This window comes from Bombella favorum (assembly GCF_014048475.1).
Taxonomy (GTDB): Bacteria; Pseudomonadota; Alphaproteobacteria; order Acetobacterales; family Acetobacteraceae; genus Bombella; species Bombella favorum.
In genome coordinates, this window is record NZ_NWUS01000001.1 from 838796 (window position 1) to 857633 (window position 18838).

The following is an 18838-nucleotide window of genomic DNA, read 5'->3' on the forward strand; positions in this document are numbered from 1 at the left end:
ATTCCCGTTACAGGGAGGCAACCAGCCATTCCGCCACACGGATGCCATCAATCCCCGCCGAGAGGATACCCCCCGCATAGCCAGCCCCTTCACCTGCTGGGAAAAGCCCCCGTAGGGTCGGGCTTTGCCCCGTAGCATCACGGTCAATCCGCAATGGAGAGGATGTACGCGTTTCCACCCCCGTCATCACGGCATCCTCCATGCTGTAACCTTTAATCTTCCGTTCAAACCGGGGCAGAGCCTCACGAATGGACGCCACCACGAAATTCGGCAGACAACGGGCAAGATCAGTCGGCGTGACACCCGGCTGATAAGACGGCACGACCGCCCCCAAAGCAGTGGAAGCCCGCCCAGCGAGGAAATCCCCCACACGCTGGGCCGGGGCACGGTAATCCCCACCCCCTGCCACAAAGGCGGCCTTCTCCCATTGGCGTTGGAAAGCAATCCCCGCCAACGGTTCATCGGGGAAATCCACACCAGGGCGAACCTCCACCACGATGCCGCTATTAGCGTTCCGCTCCGCTCGGGAATACTGGCTCATCCCATTCGTGACGACCTGATCTTTCTCCGAAGTCGCCGCTACGACCTGCCCGCCGGGACACATACAGAAGGAATAAACACCCCGCCCCGTGCTAGCATGATGCACCAACTTGTAATCCGCCGCACCGAGCAATGGGTGCCCCGCCTGCGAACCAAACCGGGCCACATCAATCACCGCCTGCGGGTGTTCGATCCGCACCCCAATGGAGAATGGCTTGGCACGCATGGGCACGCCGCTTTCATACAGCATAGCAAATGTGTCCCGTGCTGAATGACCGACCGCCAGGATAACCCGGTCTGTCTTCAACACCTCACCCGTGGAAAGGCGCAGCCCCGTCACCTGCTGCTGCTCCCCCTCACCGGGTGCTGTTTCGATCCCTTCCAGCCGGGTCTCGAAACGATACTCCCCACCCAAAGCCTCAATCTGCGCCCGCAAGGACTGCACGACCGTCACCAGCCGAAAAGTACCAATATGCGGCTTGGAAAGAGTGAGGATTTCTTCCGGTGCACCGGCCTTCACAAACTCTTCTAAAACCTTGCGGCCCAAATGGCGGGGATCGGACACACCGGAATAGAGCTTGCCATCAGAAAACGTGCCAGCCCCACCCTCACCGAACTGCACATTGCTTTCTGCTGTGAAGCGGGATTTCCTCCACAGGGCGAAGGTATCAACCGTACGATCCTTCACAGCACGGCCACGCTCTATGATGATCGGTTTCAACCCGGCCTGTGCCAATACAAGAGCCGCCATAAGGCCACAGGGACCAGCCCCAATCACAACAGGGCGCAGCGTATGATCGGCCGCATGGGGCGGTAGAACAGGGGGAACCCAACGCATATCCGGGGTCTGACGGATATGCTGATCCTTGCTAAAACGCTCCAGCACGGCGGCCAGGTCCCTCAGCTTACAATCCAGCGTGTAAACAAGCTGGATATTGCCCCGCTTCCGGGCATCATGCCCTCTACGAAAGACATGATAGGCTAGAAGGTCCTCTTCCCTAATGCCCAGACGGGCCACGATGGCTGCCCGGAGCTCTTCTGAGGTGTGATCAAGAGGCAAGGCAAGATTGCTGAGACGGAGCATAGGAACGAGACGGGGGGATAAGGCTGTCATGCCCGTTCCTTTAGAGCCAGCACCGGGGCACTGGCAAGCAGGGATGACAGCTAGCCTGATAGAGGCTGCCCATCCATGAGCATGGGACAAGAAAAGTAATGAAAGCTGAATAGGTTTGGCTTATACTCACATGCCCTACATATCTTCGTGCCTATCAGGGTTTTTCATGACGACCATGCCCCATCATTCACACGAGCCGGCCGAAGGCACAGCTTGCTCCCATCACGACCATGAGCCGCATACACATGGGCATGGGCATGGGCATGGGCATGGGCATGGGCATGGGCATGGGCACCACCATCATGGCGGGCACGGACATGTCCACGCTCCAGCGTCCTTTGGTGGTACCTTCCTCGTCGCTATCATTCTCAACATGCTCTACCTTGTTGGGGAAGCAGGCTGGGGCTTTGCGGCTCATTCCCTCTCCCTTCTGGCCGATGCGGGGCATAATCTCTCGGATGTACTAAGCCTCCTGGCTGCATGGGGTGCCCAGATACTCGCACGCCGCACGCCTAGCGAACGTTTCACCTACGGGCTGAAACGGGCCACGATCCTAACGGCGTTGCTCAACGCCACCATCCTTCTGCTCGTTACCGGGGGGATCATCTGGCAGGCCATTTGGCATCTCATCCATCCCGAGATCGTACAAGGCCGGACCATCAGTGTCGTGGCGGGGATTGGTATCCTCATCAATGGAGGCACGGCACTGCTGCTCATGAGAGGGGCACACCACGACCTGAACATGCGGGGGGCTTTCCTTCATATGGCCTCCGATGCGCTCATGGCCCTTGGGGTAGTCATTGCCGGTATCCTCATCACACTGACAGGCCTTTCCTGCATCGACCCGCTGGCAAGCCTCATCGTCTCCGGGCTGATCATCTGGGGCACATGGTCCCTGCTAACCCATGCGCTTGGCCTTGCGCTGGACGGTGTCCCCCAAGCCATTGCGCCCCGTGCCGTGGAAGATGCCCTGCGGAACTTGCCGGGAATCGCTGACCTGCATCACCTCCATATCTGGCCCATCAGCACGACTGAAACCGCCCTGACAGTCCATCTGGTCCTCCACCCCATTCCAGCGGACTGTTCCGCCCGGGAGGCCCAAAGCAAAACGGCGGCCCTGCTAATGCAGGCCACGACCCTGCTGCGGGAAGAATTTTCCATTGATCACCCTACATTTCAGGTAGAACCACCGGAAGGCACCCTCTGTGCTACACCGGCTTGCAACACGCCCCATACCGCCCCGAAAGAGACGGACCACACCCATGCCCACCACCACGCCTGACGCCGAATTACCCAAGGACAACGCCGCCACGTCATTACGCCTACGGGTGGCCCGCCTCTCCATTCTCGTCAGCCTCGTTGTACTGGGCATCAAATATACTGCCTGGGCTGTTTCCGGTTCCGGAGCCCTACTCTCCGATGCCATCGAAACCATTCTGAACGTTCTGGCCTCGGTCGGTACGCTCTGGGCTGTGGCTTTTGCGGCCCGCCCGGCGGATGACAACCACCCTTACGGGCATGGCAAGGCAGAATATGTCTGGGCTGTCATCGAGGGTGTTCTGGTGGTTCTAACCGCCCTGGTCATTCTGGCCATTGCAGGGCACGATGCCCTCCATATTCAAGCACCAGAAGCCCCTCTACCCGGTGCGCTGCTCAATGCCTCGGCAGGCGTCATCAACCTCATCTGGGCCCTCATCCTGCGGCGTATGGGGAAAAGGCATCACTCTCAGGCCCTAAGGTCGGCCGGAGATCATGTTCTCTCCGATGTTTGGGCCAGTCTGGCACTCCTGATTGGTGTCTGTCTTATCCCTGTCCTACAGTGGCTCTGGCTGGACCCGCTACTCTCGGCCCTTGTGGCCCTGAATGTTCTCTGGACAGGCTTCGGCATGATGCGCCATTCCATGACCGGCCTACTGGATGAAGCCCCCCCGCCAGAACTCGTCCACGAAGTCGGCCAGACCATCACACAGGCCGGGCAAGGTGCATTGGAAGCGCATGACCTGCGTATGCGGCGGGTTGGTGCCCTCTATTTTGTGGAGTTCCACCTCATCGTTCCTGATGAGATGCGCATCACCGATGCTCATGACATCTGCGATCGGATTGAGAATGCCATACGGGCCGTGCTGGGTCGGTCTTCCATCCATATTCATGTTGAGCCGGAAGACCTCGCAAAACGCCACAAACCGGGAGCTAGCGGCGTCCTCGTCATGTGAGATGTCACCTGCATGTCACAACTGCCATGCAAAACCATATCCCCCCTTGACCGCAAGGAAGGCTCCGTCCGAAACAGGGCTGAAACCATTCACCTCAGCCCCGTGGCGGATCCATCCCGAACGTGTCCGATTCTTCCCAACATTCCCACACTTCTGCACCAGCCTCGTCTCATGCTATGAGGCGTCGCAACCGCATTACGCATTTCCGCCGTTCGGCACGGATGCGCACCTCACAGTGGCGGCGGACGCTCATTTTTTGGGCTGGAGCCATCACGGTCGGTATTGCAGCATGGCTGTTTGCCCGTGCAGCAGACTACGCTAGCTCCCTCTGCATGAGCCTCCATAACTGGAATCCCTACGTTATGTTCGCTGTCATCCCCAGCGGGCTGGCTCTCTCCATGTGGTTGACAAAACGCTTCTTCCCCGGGGCGCAGGGGTCCGGCATCCCGCAGACCATCGCTACGCTGCATATTGAGGACTTCTCCCTCGTCAACCGTATCCTCGCCTTGCGTATCGCCGCTGGTAAAATCTGCATGACCACCCTCGGCTTGCTCTGCGGGGCTTCTATCGGGAGAGAAGGCCCAACCGTACAAGTGGGGGCGGCCATCATGAACGCCTATTCCCGCTTTTTGGGCCACGCCAACGTTTCCACCCGTCGGGGTGTCATCCTCGCCGGTGGGGCTGCCGGTGTGGCAGCAGCCTTCAACACGCCGCTAGCCGGTATCGTCTTCGCCATTGAGGAGCTAGCCAGCTCCTTCCAGCAGCGGACATCCGGCGTGATGCTAACGGGCGTCGTCATCGCTGGTGTGACGGCTATTGTCCTAACGGGTGGGAATTATACCTATTTCGGCCATGCCTCGGTGGATGTCCCTGTTGGTACGGCATGGATCGCCGTGCTGGCCTGCGGCATCCTTGGCGGGTTGGGTGGTGGCCTCTTTTCCACCATCCTCATACGGGTCGGCAAAGGGATACCGGGCTTCATCGGAAGCATCCAGAGGAACCAGCCCATCCTATTTACAGCCCTCTGCGGGGTCATTCTTGCCATACTCGGCTTTGCCAGCCATGGGGACACATTCGGCACGGGCTACATACAGGCCCATCATCTCGTAGAGGGCTCCCGCCATGCCCATATGTCCTACTTCCTGATGAAATACGCCGCCACAATTGTCTCCTACTGTTCCGGCATACCGGGCGGGCTATTTGCCCCGTCCCTCTCCATAGGGGCCTCGGTGGGAGGGTGGGTTGCCCGCTTCCTACCCCACACAGCCCCCGGGGCCGTCGTGCTGCTCGGCATGGTCGGCTATTTCTCTGGCGTGGTGCAATCTCCCCTGACGGCCACCGTCATTGTAATGGAAATGTGCGATAACCAGCAGATCACCCTTGCCTTGTTGGCCACGGCCTTTCTGGCCTTTGGTGTCTCCCGTATGGTCTGCCCCCACTCCCTCTATGGCCGCCTGGCAGACCAGTTCATGGCCCGACAGGAGGGGTATCTGCAAAAGAAACACGCAGAAAATAAACAGACTAAAGCGTAGAATTAGATGATCTACCGGGGGTGGCTACTGCGCCCCCGGTAGATCATCCTACTACCCGTAGATCAGCCCTGAGCGGACAAATCTACAACCCCGACATAGCCTTCTTCCGTCCCGAAAATGACAGCACCGCCCTGCGGCGTGAAAGCGATAGCATTCACGGCTCCACGGGCGGCACCACCGCTACGTTGACCATTACAAAGTGGCAGGATGCGGTCCGCACCGGCCTCATCCGCACTTTTGGGCACTTCTGCCAGAAGAACGGTGCCATCCTCGAACCCGATGGCCAAAATATCATCCGTAGGATGGGCGCAGACACAGGTTACGAACAATCCCGGCAAGCGGGCCAGCTCCATAGGGGGCTTGCCCATCGGGCCGCCTCCAAAGAACGGCCACAACACGGCAGCATCCGCCCCGGAGGTCGCCAACCAACGCCCCTTCCGGGTAAAGCTCATGGAGCCGATCTTGCGGGGGTAGCCGCTCATACGCATGTTGTGCCCATCGGACAGACGCCAGCCATGCAGTTCATTCTCCTGCATGCTCGTCACCAGAGCCTCACTACCCGGATGGATGCACAACCCGGTATGGCTCCCCTTCCACTCCAGAGAGCGGACGTTGGAGTCCTTGGCCTGCACGAACCACATGGACACGCCATTGTAATGCGAGGCGGCCAGTTTCTTGCCCTTGGCATCAAAAACGAGGCCACTCAGGGCTGAAGGATGCTCCAGCACCTTCAGGGGTTCATCCGTGCCGTGGGCGTAGAGATGAACCTCCTTCTTGCTGGCACAGGCCCAATGCGTGGGGGTGCTAGCCAGACAGTCTATCCAGCCACGGCCTGCATGACGCTCTGTCATGGTGCCATCGGCCCGTGTTTCCACAACCCGGCCATCTTCCCCACCGCTGAGGAAACTATCCTTCCCACAGCCCTGCGCAAAGGACACGGCCCCATCATGAACAGACACAACCTGCCAATCTTCAGACGCCCGTAAACCATCACGAGGGATGAGGATGACCTCCCCATCCATCGTCAAAGCGGCGAAGGTTCTGCCATCTCGGCTGGCCTGCACACCCGTTATTGGTGCCTCAAAACACCGCTCGGACCCACGGGTCTGCAACAGGGTTTTGCTCTGTGCGGCGCTCATACGGCCACGCAGCTTTCAAAACCACGCTGGAGCTGGGCACAATCCAGCTTGCGGCCAATAAAGACAATGCGGGACTGTTTCGACTCTCCAGCCCTGAACGGCCCGATATAATCGCCATCGGCCATCATATGCACAGCCTGAAAGGCGAAACGTTCTTCTTTACCCTTGAAATGCAGAATCCCCTTTGCCCGTAGGATGTCTGGCCCCTGTTCCTGAAGGACAAGGCCGATCCAGGCATGGAAGCGTTCTTCATCAAGCGGCTCTGTCACGGTGAAGGAGTGGCTCGTCACATCCTCGCTATGGGCATGATGATGCCCACCCGGCCCGTGAGCAGCCTCATGATGATGATCATGGTCATGGCAGTGATCGTGGCAGTCGCAGTGATCATGATGGTGGTGGTCATGATCATGACCCTGCTCGTCTTCCTCGAGGAAATCCGGCATGGTGGACAAGGCACGCTTAAGGTCGAACCCACCACGGTTGAGGATATCATCCAGCGCCACCTTACCCCGTTCAGCACGGTGAATCCGTACAACGGAATTGATAGCCCGAAGCTTCTGCTCCACCTTGGCCAGTGCGGTTTCATCCAGCAGGTCACATTTATTCAGGATGATAACATCCGCAAAAGCCACCTGATTGACGGCTTCCGGGCTGTCCTTGAGTGTCTGCAACACATTGTAAGCATCTACGACCGTCACCACGGCATCTAGCTCGGCCTTTTCACGGGTGGCTTCATCCACAAAAAAGGTCTGTGCTACGGGGGCTGGATCAGCCAGGCCGGTGGTTTCCACGATGATGCCATCAAATTTGCCACGGCGGCGCAAAAGGCGGCTGAGAATCCGGATGAGATCGCCCCGCACCGTGCAGCAGATGCAGCCATTGTTCATCTCGAAGATTTCTTCGTCGGCATCAACCACCAGGTCATTATCAATGCCCAGCTCGCCGAACTCATTGACGACAACGGCGTAATTCCGCCCGTGATCGGCCGTTAGAATATGATTGAGCAATGTGGTCTTACCGGCCCCCAGGAAACCAGTAAGAACGGTAACGGGGATTTTAGGGGTCTGTGAATCAGCCATAATGTCTGTTCCTTTCTCCAGAAAAAGTTGAGGTGAGCATACTCCTTCCCTGTTCAAAACCAAAAAGAAGAACAGGTGCTTGCATAACCATCCATCTGCATCCCATATGAACGGAGTGGCCAGCAGGGCCTTGCCCGCCCCCCATGATCGAGGGGCTGCCCTCCAGGTCCGGGCAGAGACATGATTCATTCCATGCGCTCCGCCCTCATTACTGAATGATGGAGACGAACCCATGAATGAAAACACCATTCTCATTCCCGGTTTTGACAAACCCGTATCCCGTGTTGCTCTGGGCACATGGGCTATTGGTGGCTGGATGTGGGGCGGACCTGATGACGATAACGCCGTCCGCACTATTCATCGTGCCCTTGATGAAGGGGTAGACCTGATAGACACGGCACCAGTCTATGGTTTTGGTCATTCTGAAGAAGTCGTGGGTCGTGCTCTGGCAGAGAAACCCCACAAAGCCCGTGTTGCCACCAAGCTCGCACTGGACTGGAACGACGATCACAAGCCATTCCGCAACTCCAGCCCGGCCCGCATCCGTAAGGAAGTAGAGGATTCCCTCCGTCGCCTGCGTGTAGAAACCATCGATCTCGAGCAAGTCCACTGGCCGGACCCCAACACGCCGATTGATGAAACGGCCCGTGAGCTTCAAAAACTACACAAAGAAGGTAAAATCCGTGCCCTTGGCGTGAGCAACTACTCACCGGAGCAGATGGATATCTTCCGCGAGGTTGCCCCGCTGGCAAGCGTCCAGTCCCCTTACAATCTCTTCGAGCGGGAGATTGAAAAGGACGTTCTGCCTTATGCAAAGAAGCACAAGCTTGTTACGCTGGCCTATGGGCCGCTCTGCCGTGGGCTGCTAACGGGTAAGATGACCGTGGACAAGACCTTCCCGGAAAGTGACCTGCGCTCTGGTGACCCCAAGTTCCAAAAGGAGCATTTCAAAGATTATATCGCCGCTGTGGACGATCTGAAGGCCATTGCCGACCGTCATGGTAAATCCCTAATGGTTCTCGCCATCCGTTGGGTGCTGGATCAGGGGCCAACGATTGCCCTCTGGGGGGCCCGCAAGCCAGAACAGATTGACGGTGTATCCGATGTCTTCGGCTGGCAGCTGACCGAACAGGACAAGAAGGATATTGACGCTATTCTCACACGTCATGTTCCGACCCCGATTTCTCCAGCTTTCATGGCTCCGCCAGCCCGCAAGGCGTAAAACCCGAAAGCGGCATAAGAGCTAAAAATGAAAAAGGCGGCAGGCTTTCCCTGTCGCCTTTTTTATCACCCTATCTGCAACACATCACGCTTCCTGTTGCCCGATTGGCAGACAAAACAACGCAAGCATAGAAATCAATTCTTAATTACCTATAACATATATTAGTGTATTCTATAACATACATTACAGTCGACGTATTCTACAAAAATGAATGTCAGTTCATCAAACATTGCTTTACGAACTAGAAATACATATTGATTTAAGAAATATTTTTCCTATTATTAACTAAAATTTCACTACCCCCTATCCTTTACCCGGAGCTACAGGATGCCTAACAATCCCCAACCGGTTGTTACCCCTGGACTATACCAGATCAACATCGCCCTCCTCACCATAGGGACCTCACCTGCCGCAAACATTGCGCCACCTGCTACCCTCAGCAAACAGAAATATAATATAACAGCGACTTTTTCGACGCATACGCCGACCAGTTCTTCCGACAAGGCCGTCCAGGACTTCACCTTTACAGACCCCACAACAGGTGAGACCGTTACAGGCAACTATGATTATTCATGGGGCAATAAATCAACGAATAGTTTTATCATAAGTAATGGGCAAGGCGGGTTTTATATCATCACATCCGCCGTACAGGGCAGCTCCTCCTCCATCATTGATGGTAAAGACTTGCTCGACCCAACGAAAGCAACCTATGGCTACCTTGACTACCCGGGGGTTCCTAGGTCGAAAGGAAACATCTTTTTCCTCCGTCTAAATGATAGGAACTTTCTATTCCGCCAGAATGATGATGGTACCGCCACCGTCATTCCTCCATCAGGCATCCAAGAGAAATTTACCTTCAATACGTGTTTTCTAGCTGGAAGCCTGATTGATACACCCGAAGGCCCTAGAAAAGTTGAAGACCTAAAACAGGGCGATACGGTCCTTACCTATGATCCCGCAACAGGTCAGACACTGCCACAAGCCATCACATGGGCTGGAAAAGACCATGTGCAGATCAACACCTCCCTGCCTATGGACATGGCGGGCTATCCAGTGCGCATCAAAAAAGATGCACTGGCAGATGGTGTCCCTTCTACGGACCTTTTAATTACAGCGGAGCATTGCCTGTTTCTTGAAGGGCGCTTCGTGCCCGCTCGCATGATGGTAAACGGACGCTCAATCTATTTCGATACCTCTGACGCTAGCACGTCTGGTACGAAGAGAGCACACGGTAGCCGTTACGCCATCTTCCACATAGAAACTGAAAAACACAGTATCATCATCTCAAACAATGTTCTGACAGAAAGCTACCTCGATACAGGAAATCGCCATAGCTTCCTGAGAAATAGTCAGGAAACTGATGACAATGTCATCAATTATGACTTTTCTTCCAAAGCTCTGTCTTGGCAGGACGATGCAGCAGTACCGCTGGATACAACCAAGGACTTTGTTGCCCCACTTTATCATGACCTCCTCAAGCGGGCAGAAGCTCTTCAGTTCCCTATCCAACATCCCTGCAAAGCCGAGAATGTATCCGATGATCCCGCTTTCCAGCTCATTACGGATAAAGGGGTCATCCTGCATGAGCAGCGTGTGACCAACGGCTATAAAATCTTCTCCATTCCTGCCGGGACAGAACACCTTGTTCTTGCCTCCAGAGCAAGCCGCCCTTGTGATATACACGGTCCTTTCGTGGATGACCGGCGGTCACTGGGCTTATTGATTGGGGAAGTACTCTACTTCCACTCGGGCCAGTCCATCAATATTGACGTCCATCTAACAGATGAGACTCTGGATGGCTGGCTTGATTTGGAACAGGAAGCCATGCGCTGGACCGACGGCGCCGCAACGCTCCCTCTACCTAGCTCGTCATACGAGACTATATCAGGTGCGAAACTTCTAGCTATCAGAGTTCTTGCCGGTGGCCCTTATCCTCTCTCATCTGAGACAATACAGGCCGCACCAACCTATAAGCACGGCAAAGCAGGATAACCAAACGCCCTAAACCACAAAGGCGGCTCATGTCTGCATACCCTGCAAAATCCATCAGAGTATGCAGACATCCGCTTCTATTCTTTCTTGTTTCCCAAGGCGGCCCACCTGACCACAGGGCTTTTAGAAACCCGGCGGGAGGGATGCCTTTTCTTTCATCTCTAAAAGATTACGGCTCCTGCTGCCCAGTTGGGGTAATGGCCGTTGGTGCCTGGTCCCCGCCCAGAATACCAAGGGCCTGCTTATCCGCCGGGGTCATGATCCAGCTATCCTGCTGTGTATCTGGTGAACCCTCACCACGGAACTCCCGAATCCTCTTCTTTGATTTCTTGTGCGTATGTTTACGCACATATTTATGTTTCTTACGGACGATCCGGCTCAGGTCTTTTTCAACATGCACAGCCGTTACGTCATTCTCCGCACTGACAGTGATCATGTTCCACATAAACATGGGAGGTGCCACGCTATGCTGGGAGGCGGCATCATTGATATAAAATTGCGGCCGTGTAGCCAGAAGCCAACTACCGGCTGGAAGATTATTGAACACAAACCGACAATTATCATTACGGGCTGCCGACCGTACCAGAGCCTTGGCTTGCTGATTGCCAATCTTCTCCCTAAAGCCAGCCTGCGCCATATCCACCCGCAGATAATTGCGGAAGAATGGCGCATCAGGGAACAACATGACATCCGCATCAGCCAACTTGCAGGAGAGAGGCTGCGTATGCAGGTCATCATGACCAGAAATCTGCACAGCCAGTGTTTTGGTCCCCGGCTGTTCCGCCCAGGCCGACTGCTTGGCCCTAAAATTACCATCAAAGCCGGAACATCCACTTACCAACCCCACAAGCCCTGCAAAACCCACCAAAGTACAGAGCCGTTTTTTCCTATAGACCATTGTCAAATACGATCCTTCCTTTAGAGGAACAATGCTTCATGATACCTCTTCATAAGATCGTATCATATGCCATATACAATAGTGAACACGAGATACTTTCATTTCGACCTTGCCCCTTATGGCTCAGCTCACCTGCTTGTTACGGCGGGAAATGGCCTGCCAACCTTTCTCTTGCCGCTTTATCAAAATACGTTCCCAATCCGGTGAAAACATTCTACTCTGCCCTCTTTTCGGGCATGAAACATGCTCACAGGCGCAAGCAGGCAAGCGTAAGGTCATCATGAAGGCAGTTCGTCACTCTGGCAGCGATCGGCACATACACCCAACGAAAAGGCGGTTCCCCTGCAAGCCTGCCTCTGCTGGCTGGAGTGCCCTATGTGGGTTGATCCTGCTGGCCGGTTGTACTTCAAGCCAGCACAACCCGGCCCTCACCCCCATGACACAATATGCAAACGGGCAGACCGGGCCACTGGGCTATGATACGCATGTCCCCGCCTTTGCCAGCGAAAATTTTGCCCCTTTCAACCGGCAGGATGTCGCCGCTATCGCCCTGCGGGAATGGCGCCTGTTCGGCAGCCCCATTGCCGATGCCGACCCGCATGAAAGACCCGAACCCACCAGCCCCGCTATGAAGCCGGAACGCCTACCGGGCTTATGGCAACGCATTGGTGAATATTGGTGGATTGGTCAGGCCCCGGAAGAGAATGAAGCCCGCTGGACAGGCCGTACCGATGGCAATGGCACCCTGTTCTCATATCTTCGTGATGGCAACTATGCGTGGTCTGCTGCCTTCATTTCCTACGTTATGCGTATTGGCGGGGCGAATATCCGGTTCCCTTACTCCCCCAACCATGCCACCTATATCAATGCGGCTGCCTCTGGTAACAATCCCGGCATTTCAGCGCAGAACCCCGCCAATTATGCCCCACGTTTAGGGGATATACTCTGCGTCGGGCGGGGTAGAAGCCGCAGCATCACCTACTCCATGCTGCCTACCTCTTACGGCTTTCCTGCCCATTGCGGCATTGTGGTCGCCACCAACCAGCATGCCCCACCATTTGGCCGAGAAATCAGCATCATTGGTGGCAATGTGGATGATACCGTTGCCCTAACCCATGTGCCGACCGACAGCACAGGCCGGGTCAGCACACCGGACGGCAAAAGCTATGATAGCCGCTATCCGTGGTGTGCCATCCTAACGCCCCGTTACGATGCCGATGCGGACCCGCAAAGCGGACAGTAAGCAGCCCCTATACCTTCACTTTACAGGTAGGCCACAGGCTTTCCAGCCTGTGCCAGGGCCGTGCTTATCCTCAAAACCATCGACAATATTCGTCAGCGTCTGATACCCAGCCTGAGCCGCTAACTCTGCGGCCTTCTGTGAGCGCATCCCTGAGCGACAAATAAAGAAAAGTGGCGTTGCCTTGTCTGGCACGGCCTGCTCCAACCCACGGATGAACTCGGCCTCACTATCGGCACCCCATGTCAACGCAACAACTTTTTTGCCGATGCTTCCCAGCTCTGGCATCCCGATCTGTGCCCACTCTTCTGGCGTGCGGACATCTACTAGAACGGCGCGACCATCAGACTGAAGACTATTCCAGCTTTCCTTCGCTGTACTCTGTTTCATGTCATTCTCCTCTGTTGAACTTACAATCAACGATCATATATAGGGTGTCATACCCTTTCACGACGCCATGAGTTGCATCATGCTGATGCTCCCCCATTTGTCACGTTAAACACGATTCATTCCACTGACCAATAACAGCCGGACCTGTTCATGAAACACACATCATCCGCCCATCACGCATCACCCTGCCCCTCCCTCGTGGAGGCCATCGGCAATACTCCACTCATTCGCCTCCGTCATGCGTCCGAGATCACAGGATGCAACATCTACGGCAAGGCAGAGTTCATGAACCCCGGTGGGTCTGTTAAGGACAGAGCGGCCCTTTCCATCATTCAGGATGGTTTTGCCCGTGGCGTGCTAAAAAAAGGCGGCACCATCGTGGAGGGAACAGCCGGTAACACAGGCATCGGCATTACGCTTGTCGCCCATGCACTAGGGTGCAAGGCAGTCATCGTCGTTCCGGAAACACAGAGCAAGGAAAAGCTGGACTTCCTCCGCATGATCGGGGCGGACCTCCGCCTTGTCCCTGCCAAACCATACCGGGACCCCGGCAATTATGTGCATGTATCCCGCCGCCTAGCCGAAGAAACAGGAGCCTTCTGGGCTAACCAGTTCGATAACACGGCTAACCGTGAAGCCCATCGCACCACCACAGCACCAGAAATCTGGTCCCAGCTTGCAGGCAAAGTTGATGCTTTCACCTGCTCCTGTGGCTCAGGGGGAACATTGGCGGGCATCGCCTTTGGCCTGCGGGAACTAGCCCAACGGGACGGCCGGAAAACCCCCGACATCGTCCTTGCTGACCCAGAAGGCTCCGGCCTTTATGGGTGGGTTACAGCCAATGACCTCAGCGTAAGTGGGGGGTCCATCACGGAAGGTATCGGCCAATCCCGTGTCACGGCCAATCTGGAAGGATGCGCCCCAGACCACGCCGAGCGTATCCCCGATGCCGAAGCACTGGAACAGATTTACCAGCTCACCATGCAGGAAGGTCTTTCCGTCGGTGGATCCTCCGGCATCAATATTGCCGCTGCCATCCGCACGGCACGCCGTCTAGGGCCGGGGCATAATATCGTCACCATCCTTAGCGATGGCGGCGCACGCTATCAGTCCAAATTGTTCAACCCTGAATTCCTCCGCAGCAAAAATCTGCCTACACCTCCCTGGATGTAAGCCATCACATACAAAAAGGAGCGCATCCCATAAGGTAGGATGCGCCCCCCTTTTTCATACCATCATACTCAGCGGCGAATTAGGCGGGCAACAAAGAAGCCATCCATGCCACCTTGTGCAACATTCATCCCCGGGTGCGTGCGGAAATAACCTTCTTCCGTACGGGCACGGGGCAGAGCTGCCAACTCTTCCTCCGTGAAAGGGGACAACTCCCACCGGCCATCTTCCAAAGCGTGAGCAATACGCTGCGGGCCTTCCTCATCCTGCAAAGAACAAACTGCATAAAGCAGCATCCCGCCCGGCTTGAGCATCTCATAGGCCGCATCAATGAAGCGGTCCTGCCCTGCTGCCAACGTTGTGATGTCCCGTGGCCGCTTGGTCCACAATACATCTGGGTGCCGCCTCAACGTCCCCGTGGCCGAGCAAGGAGCATCCAGAAGCACGGCATCCAGCAGCTCGGAAGGACGCCAGCGCAAAGCATCCCCCACCACAACCTCCGCCTTAAGCTGGAGACGTTCCAAATTCTCTTTCAGCCGCTGGGCGCGGGGCTTTTCACGCTCCACGGCTACAACCTCCGCTCCACCACAGAGAAGCTGGGCCGTCTTCCCCCCCGGTGCAGCGCAGAGGTCCGCAACCCGCTTACCACGCATGTCCCCCATCAGCCGGACAGGCATGGCTGCTGCCATATCCTGCGCCCAGAACTGCCCTTCCGCAAAGCCGGGAAGCTCGGTCATTTTTGTCCCTGCCGGGTAGCGGACTGTCCCGGTCGGCAAAGTTTCTCCCCCTTCTGGGGCCTCACAACCGGGTTTTATCGTCAGGTCCAGCGGAGCTTCCTGATAGAAGCCCTGCGTAATGGAGCGTGCCCGCCGCCCCCATGCACTCCACAGCCAATGAGGAACATCCAGCCGGGCATCATCCAGCCCTTCCTGCAGCGTCTCCGCCTCCCTCACCACTCGACGGAGAACAGCATTGGCCAGCCCAGCAAAAGGTGACAGGCCACGCCGATGTAGCAGGTCAACGATCGTCCCAACCGCAGCGTGAGGCGGTGTCTGAAGATGCAGAATCTGCGCCACACCAAGCAGTAGGGCACAGCGGACTGCTTCCGGTGGCTGGCGGCGCAAAAGCGGCTGAAGCAGCTCTGTCATGCTCCCCAAATGCCGCAGAGTTGCAGCAGCGAGGCGGTGTGCGGCGGCGCGGTCCCGCCCCTCGCAGGAGCTACGCTCCAGCGTGGTTTCTAACATCCGGCGGTGCTCCACCACACCGCAGACAATATCAAAAGCCAGGTCCCTTACTGGGTCTTCATGGCGGGAAATGGAGGCGGGCCGAGAGCCGGTACGCCGACCCCGTCCGCCCTTGGGGCGTGAACGGGCTGGACGGGAAGAAGAAACGTTTGTCATGCGCCCGTTGTCGGGAGTTAGCAGGAGAAAAGTCAAGATAGTTTTTGCACAACCCCTTGACCCTTCCCCATAACGAGGCTGCAATCACGCTATCATGACAAACCATACCATTGCCCACGCCCTGAAAGACATCCAGACCCGCATCAACACGGCCTGCCAGCAGGCAGGACGCCCAGCGGATGATGTCAGCCTCGTTGCAGTCAGCAAATTTCACCCACAAAGTGCCGTCCGGCAGGCTCTAGAGGCTGGACAGCGTGTTTTCGGGGAGAACCGTGTACAGGAGGCTGCCGCCAAATTCCCCGCTCTGCGGGAAGATTGGCCGGACCTCCGCCTGCACCTCATAGGAACATTACAGAGCAACAAGGCTACAGAAGCCTGTGCCCTTGCCGATGTGATCGAAAGTCTGGACCGCCCATCCCTCAGCGCAGCACTGGAAAAAGCAGCCCAGAAAACTGGCCGTCTGCCAGATTTGTTCGTGCAAGTGAATATCGGCGATGAACCGCAAAAGTCCGGCATCAGTACAGCAGAGGCAGACCGGTTCATTGAGGACGCCCTCTCCCGCTTTAACGGACATGTAAAAGGGTTGATGGCTATTCCACCTCTTAATGAAAGCCCTCGTCCATTCTTCCAGAAACTTGCAGCACTGAATCGTCGTCATGGTCTACCTGCCCTTTCCATGGGCATGTCATCCGATTTTGAGGCCGCCATTGCAGAAGGTGCTACTCTTGTCCGTGTCGGTACGGCCATATTTGGGGAACGCCCCCGGGCTTGATTAGGAACGGCAACAGTTTTTTTTAGGCTCTCTACTTGCATTACATATGAAAAAACTGTCATGAGACCGGAATCATCATAGCCGGTGCCCTGCCTGTTACGGGGCATCCCTGCCTGTCTTCCTGTGGGGGATGGGTGTCTATCAGTCACACAGGATGGTTTCTCCATGTCTGAACAGGATAGCATGTCCCTCAAGGAATCTTCTTCTGACGCTCGATATCCCAGCTCGGTTGGTACGCCAACGCCTCCCCCACCACCGACAGAGCCTAGCGAGCATACGCGCCCCAAGGGCATCGGGGCCATGCTGGCTGCTCTGGGTGTCGTCTATGGCGACATCGGGACCAGCCCGCTCTACGCCCTGCAATCATCCATCCGCAATGTCGGGTCAGAAACACATCCTGCCCAAGCGTGGGAAGTTATTGGGCTGACAAGCCTGACCTTCTGGGCACTCATGCTGGTTGTGACCATCAAATACGTCATTCTCATCATGCGGGCCGACCATAACAAAGAAGGCGGCATTATCGCCCTCATGGCACTGGCTCAACGTGTCTGCAAATCTAACTATTTCCGCTGGGTTTTCGGGCTGATCGGTATTGCCGGGGCCTGCCTGTTCTTTGGTGATGGCATCATTACACCCGCCATATCCGTACTTTCCGCTGTGGAAGGGGTGGAGGTCTCGGTCCCCGATGCCTCGCCTTTCATCATTCCAGCGGCCATCATCATCCTACTTGGCCTGTTCGCAGCACAGGCACTTGGAACCGGCAAAATCGGCCGAGCGTTCGGGCCCATCATGCTAGTCTGGTTCTTCACCATCGCCATATTGGGTGCACGGGGAATCATGCTCCACCCGGGCGTGCTGCTAGCCCTTTCCCCGCTTGAGGCTATCCGCTTCATCGTCACACATGGCAAACTGTCCTTCATTGCACTGGGGTCGGTTGTGCTGTCTGTTACCGGTGCGGAAGCCCTATATGCCGATATGGGGCATTTCGGACGGTCTCCCATTCGTTTTGCATGGCTCTTCCTCGTGCTGCCAGCACTGGCTCTAAACTATTTCGGCCAAGCCGCTTCCATCATCCACACCCCGGCTACTCTGGCCAATCCCTTCTACTATCTGGCCCCACACTGGTTGCAGATCCCCATGCTGCTGCTCGCCACAATGGCCACCATTATCGCCAGTCAGGCTGGTATCTCCGGTAGTTTCTCCCTCTGCCGCCAGCTCATACAGCTTGGCTACCTGCCTCGCACCCGCATCATCCACACCAACCCCCATGAAGAAGCGCAAATCTATCTGCCTTCCCTCAACTGGCTACTTGCCTTCGGGTCGGTCGTGCTGGTGATCGCCTTCCGCTCTTCAGCGGCTCTGGCCTCCGCCTACGGTATCGCCGTAACGGGAACCTTCCTCTGCACCTGTGTGCTGGCAATGGTGGTCTTCCGCCGTGTCTTCCAGTGGAAGAGCTATGCTGTAGCGATGGTATTCGGCTTCTTCTTCCTCATGGATGGAGTGTTCTTCTCCGCCAACGTGATGAAAATTCCGGATGGTGGCTGGGTGCCGCTCAGCATCGCCATTGGCAGCACGCTCATCATGACCACATGGCAGCGTGGCCGCCAGCTCATCCGTAACACGAAGAAACGTGATGCCGTGCCGATGGGATCGTTCATCACCCGGCTTACCCAGTCCCGTACCATTCGGGTGCCTGGTCTGGCCGTCTTCCTGACCTCCGACCCAGAAATGGTGCCGGATGCCCTGCTCTATAACCTACGGCATAACAAGGTACTGCATCAGACGGTGCTGTTCGTCACTGTCCAGACGTTGGACCAGCCAGAAGCTGATCCCGATGGCCGCATGACCGTTAAAGAGCTGGCGCCGGGCATCCGCCGGGTCATCATCCGCTATGGCTTCATGGAGATGCCAAATCTCCCCCTGACCCTCGCCGGGATGACGGAGATGGAGTTCGACCCCATTCAGGCCTCCTACTTCACCTCGCATGATCTCGTCTTCCGTTCCAAAGTGCCAAAAATGTCACTCTGGCGGATGTGGATCTTCCTCTATCTGCTTAATAACGCCACGTCGATTTCCGAGTTCTTCCGGATTCCGCCTGAGCGTGTCATGGAGTTCGGGGTGCGGGTTGCGATCTGAT

General features: G+C 56.3%; 15 protein-coding genes. 9 read left to right on the plus strand and 6 right to left on the minus strand.

Going from position 1 to position 18838, the window contains the following annotated elements; translation table 11 throughout:
- Window positions 1-7: 7 nt before the first annotated feature.
- Window positions 8-1624, minus strand: coding sequence for an NAD(P)/FAD-dependent oxidoreductase (locus CPA57_RS03775; RefSeq protein ID WP_182081819.1), 1617 nt, complete (start codon window positions 1622-1624; stop codon window positions 8-10).
- Window positions 1625-1820: 196 nt separating this feature from the next.
- On the opposite strand from CPA57_RS03775, the gene CPA57_RS03780 reads away from it, so the two are divergent.
- From CPA57_RS03780 to CPA57_RS03790, 3 genes are all read left to right on the plus strand, one after another.
- Window positions 1821-2936 (plus strand): cation diffusion facilitator family transporter, encoded by a 1116-nt coding sequence (locus CPA57_RS03780; RefSeq protein WP_182081491.1) that lies wholly within the window; start codon window positions 1821-1823, stop codon window positions 2934-2936.
- The gene (locus tag CPA57_RS03785) at window positions 2917-3867 is read left to right on the plus strand and encodes a cation diffusion facilitator family transporter (protein WP_182081492.1); all 951 of its coding nucleotides are present in this window, start codon (window positions 2917-2919) and stop codon (window positions 3865-3867) included. Before CPA57_RS03780 ends, CPA57_RS03785 begins: the two co-directional genes overlap by 20 nt.
- A 176-nt stretch (window positions 3868-4043) precedes the next feature.
- On the plus strand, window positions 4044-5399 hold the full coding sequence (locus CPA57_RS03790; RefSeq protein ID WP_182081820.1) for a chloride channel protein: 1356 nt from the start codon (window positions 4044-4046) through the stop codon (window positions 5397-5399).
- A gap of 62 nt (window positions 5400-5461) precedes the next feature.
- Here CPA57_RS03790 and CPA57_RS03795 read toward each other — a convergent pair whose 3' ends face one another.
- Complete coding sequence (locus tag CPA57_RS03795) at window positions 5462-6538, minus strand: WD40 repeat domain-containing protein (protein ID WP_182081493.1); 1077 nt, start codon at window positions 6536-6538, stop codon at window positions 5462-5464.
- On the minus strand, window positions 6535-7617 hold the full coding sequence (locus tag CPA57_RS03800) for a CobW family GTP-binding protein (RefSeq protein WP_182081494.1): 1083 nt from the start codon (window positions 7615-7617) through the stop codon (window positions 6535-6537). Before CPA57_RS03800 ends, CPA57_RS03795 begins: the two co-directional genes overlap by 4 nt.
- 232 nt (window positions 7618-7849) lie before the next feature.
- On the opposite strand from CPA57_RS03800, the gene CPA57_RS03805 reads away from it, so the two are divergent.
- A complete protein-coding gene (locus tag CPA57_RS03805) occupies window positions 7850-8839 on the plus strand; it encodes an aldo/keto reductase (protein ID WP_182081495.1) in 990 nt (329 codons plus the stop codon).
- Between the two features lie 327 nt (window positions 8840-9166).
- The gene (locus CPA57_RS03810; RefSeq protein ID WP_182081496.1) at window positions 9167-10831 is read left to right on the plus strand and encodes a Hint domain-containing protein; all 1665 of its coding nucleotides are present in this window, start codon (window positions 9167-9169) and stop codon (window positions 10829-10831) included.
- A gap of 169 nt (window positions 10832-11000) precedes the next feature.
- Here CPA57_RS03810 and CPA57_RS03815 read toward each other — a convergent pair whose 3' ends face one another.
- On the minus strand, window positions 11001-11729 hold the full coding sequence (locus CPA57_RS03815) for a hypothetical protein (RefSeq protein WP_182081497.1): 729 nt from the start codon (window positions 11727-11729) through the stop codon (window positions 11001-11003).
- A 280-nt stretch (window positions 11730-12009) separates the two neighbouring features.
- Here CPA57_RS03815 and CPA57_RS03820 point away from each other — a divergent pair, with 280 nt between their 5' ends.
- The gene (locus CPA57_RS03820; RefSeq protein WP_182081498.1) at window positions 12010-12972 is read left to right on the plus strand and encodes a DUF2272 domain-containing protein; all 963 of its coding nucleotides are present in this window, start codon (window positions 12010-12012) and stop codon (window positions 12970-12972) included.
- A gap of 15 nt (window positions 12973-12987) precedes the next feature.
- On the opposite strand, the gene CPA57_RS03825 is transcribed toward CPA57_RS03820, so the two are convergent.
- The gene (locus CPA57_RS03825) at window positions 12988-13359 is read right to left on the minus strand and encodes a rhodanese-like domain-containing protein (RefSeq protein WP_182081499.1); all 372 of its coding nucleotides are present in this window, start codon (window positions 13357-13359) and stop codon (window positions 12988-12990) included.
- 150 nt (window positions 13360-13509) lie between these two features.
- Here CPA57_RS03825 and CPA57_RS03830 point away from each other — a divergent pair, with 150 nt between their 5' ends.
- Window positions 13510-14532, plus strand: a complete 1023-nt coding sequence (locus CPA57_RS03830) for a cysteine synthase A (RefSeq protein ID WP_182081500.1) — start codon at window positions 13510-13512, stop codon at window positions 14530-14532.
- A gap of 68 nt (window positions 14533-14600) precedes the next feature.
- Here CPA57_RS03830 and CPA57_RS03835 read toward each other — a convergent pair whose 3' ends face one another.
- Complete coding sequence (locus CPA57_RS03835; RefSeq protein WP_182081501.1) at window positions 14601-15929, minus strand: RsmB/NOP family class I SAM-dependent RNA methyltransferase; 1329 nt, start codon at window positions 15927-15929, stop codon at window positions 14601-14603.
- A 94-nt stretch (window positions 15930-16023) separates the two neighbouring features.
- Here CPA57_RS03835 and CPA57_RS03840 point away from each other — a divergent pair, with 94 nt between their 5' ends.
- Both CPA57_RS03840 and CPA57_RS03845 read left to right on the plus strand, forming a co-directional pair.
- Window positions 16024-16701: a YggS family pyridoxal phosphate-dependent enzyme gene (locus tag CPA57_RS03840; RefSeq protein ID WP_182081502.1), complete on the plus strand. Its 678-nt coding sequence runs from the start codon at window positions 16024-16026 to the stop codon at window positions 16699-16701.
- Between the two features lie 165 nt (window positions 16702-16866).
- Complete coding sequence (locus CPA57_RS03845; RefSeq protein WP_182081503.1) at window positions 16867-18837, plus strand: potassium transporter Kup; 1971 nt, start codon at window positions 16867-16869, stop codon at window positions 18835-18837.
- Window position 18838 lies beyond the last annotated feature (1 nt).

Bases quoted from the DNA above. Each gene is read 5' to 3' on its own strand.
- CPA57_RS03775 (WP_182081819.1), bottom strand. From the start codon at position 1,624: ATGCTCCGTCTCAGCAATCTTGCCTTGCCTCTTGATCACACCTCAGAA.
- CPA57_RS03780 (WP_182081491.1), top strand. From the start codon at position 1,821: ATGACGACCATGCCCCATCATTCACACGAGCCGGCCGAAGGCACAGCT.
- CPA57_RS03785 (WP_182081492.1), top strand. From the start codon at position 2,917: ATGCCCACCACCACGCCTGACGCCGAATTACCCAAGGACAACGCCGCC.
- CPA57_RS03790 (WP_182081820.1), top strand. From the start codon at position 4,044: ATGAGGCGTCGCAACCGCATTACGCATTTCCGCCGTTCGGCACGGATG.
- CPA57_RS03795 (WP_182081493.1), bottom strand. From the start codon at position 6,538: ATGAGCGCCGCACAGAGCAAAACCCTGTTGCAGACCCGTGGGTCCGAG.
- CPA57_RS03800 (WP_182081494.1), bottom strand. From the start codon at position 7,617: ATGGCTGATTCACAGACCCCTAAAATCCCCGTTACCGTTCTTACTGGT.
- CPA57_RS03805 (WP_182081495.1), top strand. From the start codon at position 7,850: ATGAATGAAAACACCATTCTCATTCCCGGTTTTGACAAACCCGTATCC.
- CPA57_RS03810 (WP_182081496.1), top strand. From the start codon at position 9,167: ATGCCTAACAATCCCCAACCGGTTGTTACCCCTGGACTATACCAGATC.
- CPA57_RS03815 (WP_182081497.1), bottom strand. From the start codon at position 11,729: ATGGTCTATAGGAAAAAACGGCTCTGTACTTTGGTGGGTTTTGCAGGG.
- CPA57_RS03820 (WP_182081498.1), top strand. From the start codon at position 12,010: ATGAAGGCAGTTCGTCACTCTGGCAGCGATCGGCACATACACCCAACG.
- CPA57_RS03825 (WP_182081499.1), bottom strand. From the start codon at position 13,359: ATGAAACAGAGTACAGCGAAGGAAAGCTGGAATAGTCTTCAGTCTGAT.
- CPA57_RS03830 (WP_182081500.1), top strand. From the start codon at position 13,510: ATGAAACACACATCATCCGCCCATCACGCATCACCCTGCCCCTCCCTC.
- CPA57_RS03835 (WP_182081501.1), bottom strand. From the start codon at position 15,929: ATGACAAACGTTTCTTCTTCCCGTCCAGCCCGTTCACGCCCCAAGGGC.
- CPA57_RS03840 (WP_182081502.1), top strand. From the start codon at position 16,024: ATGACAAACCATACCATTGCCCACGCCCTGAAAGACATCCAGACCCGC.
- CPA57_RS03845 (WP_182081503.1), top strand. From the start codon at position 16,867: ATGTCTGAACAGGATAGCATGTCCCTCAAGGAATCTTCTTCTGACGCT.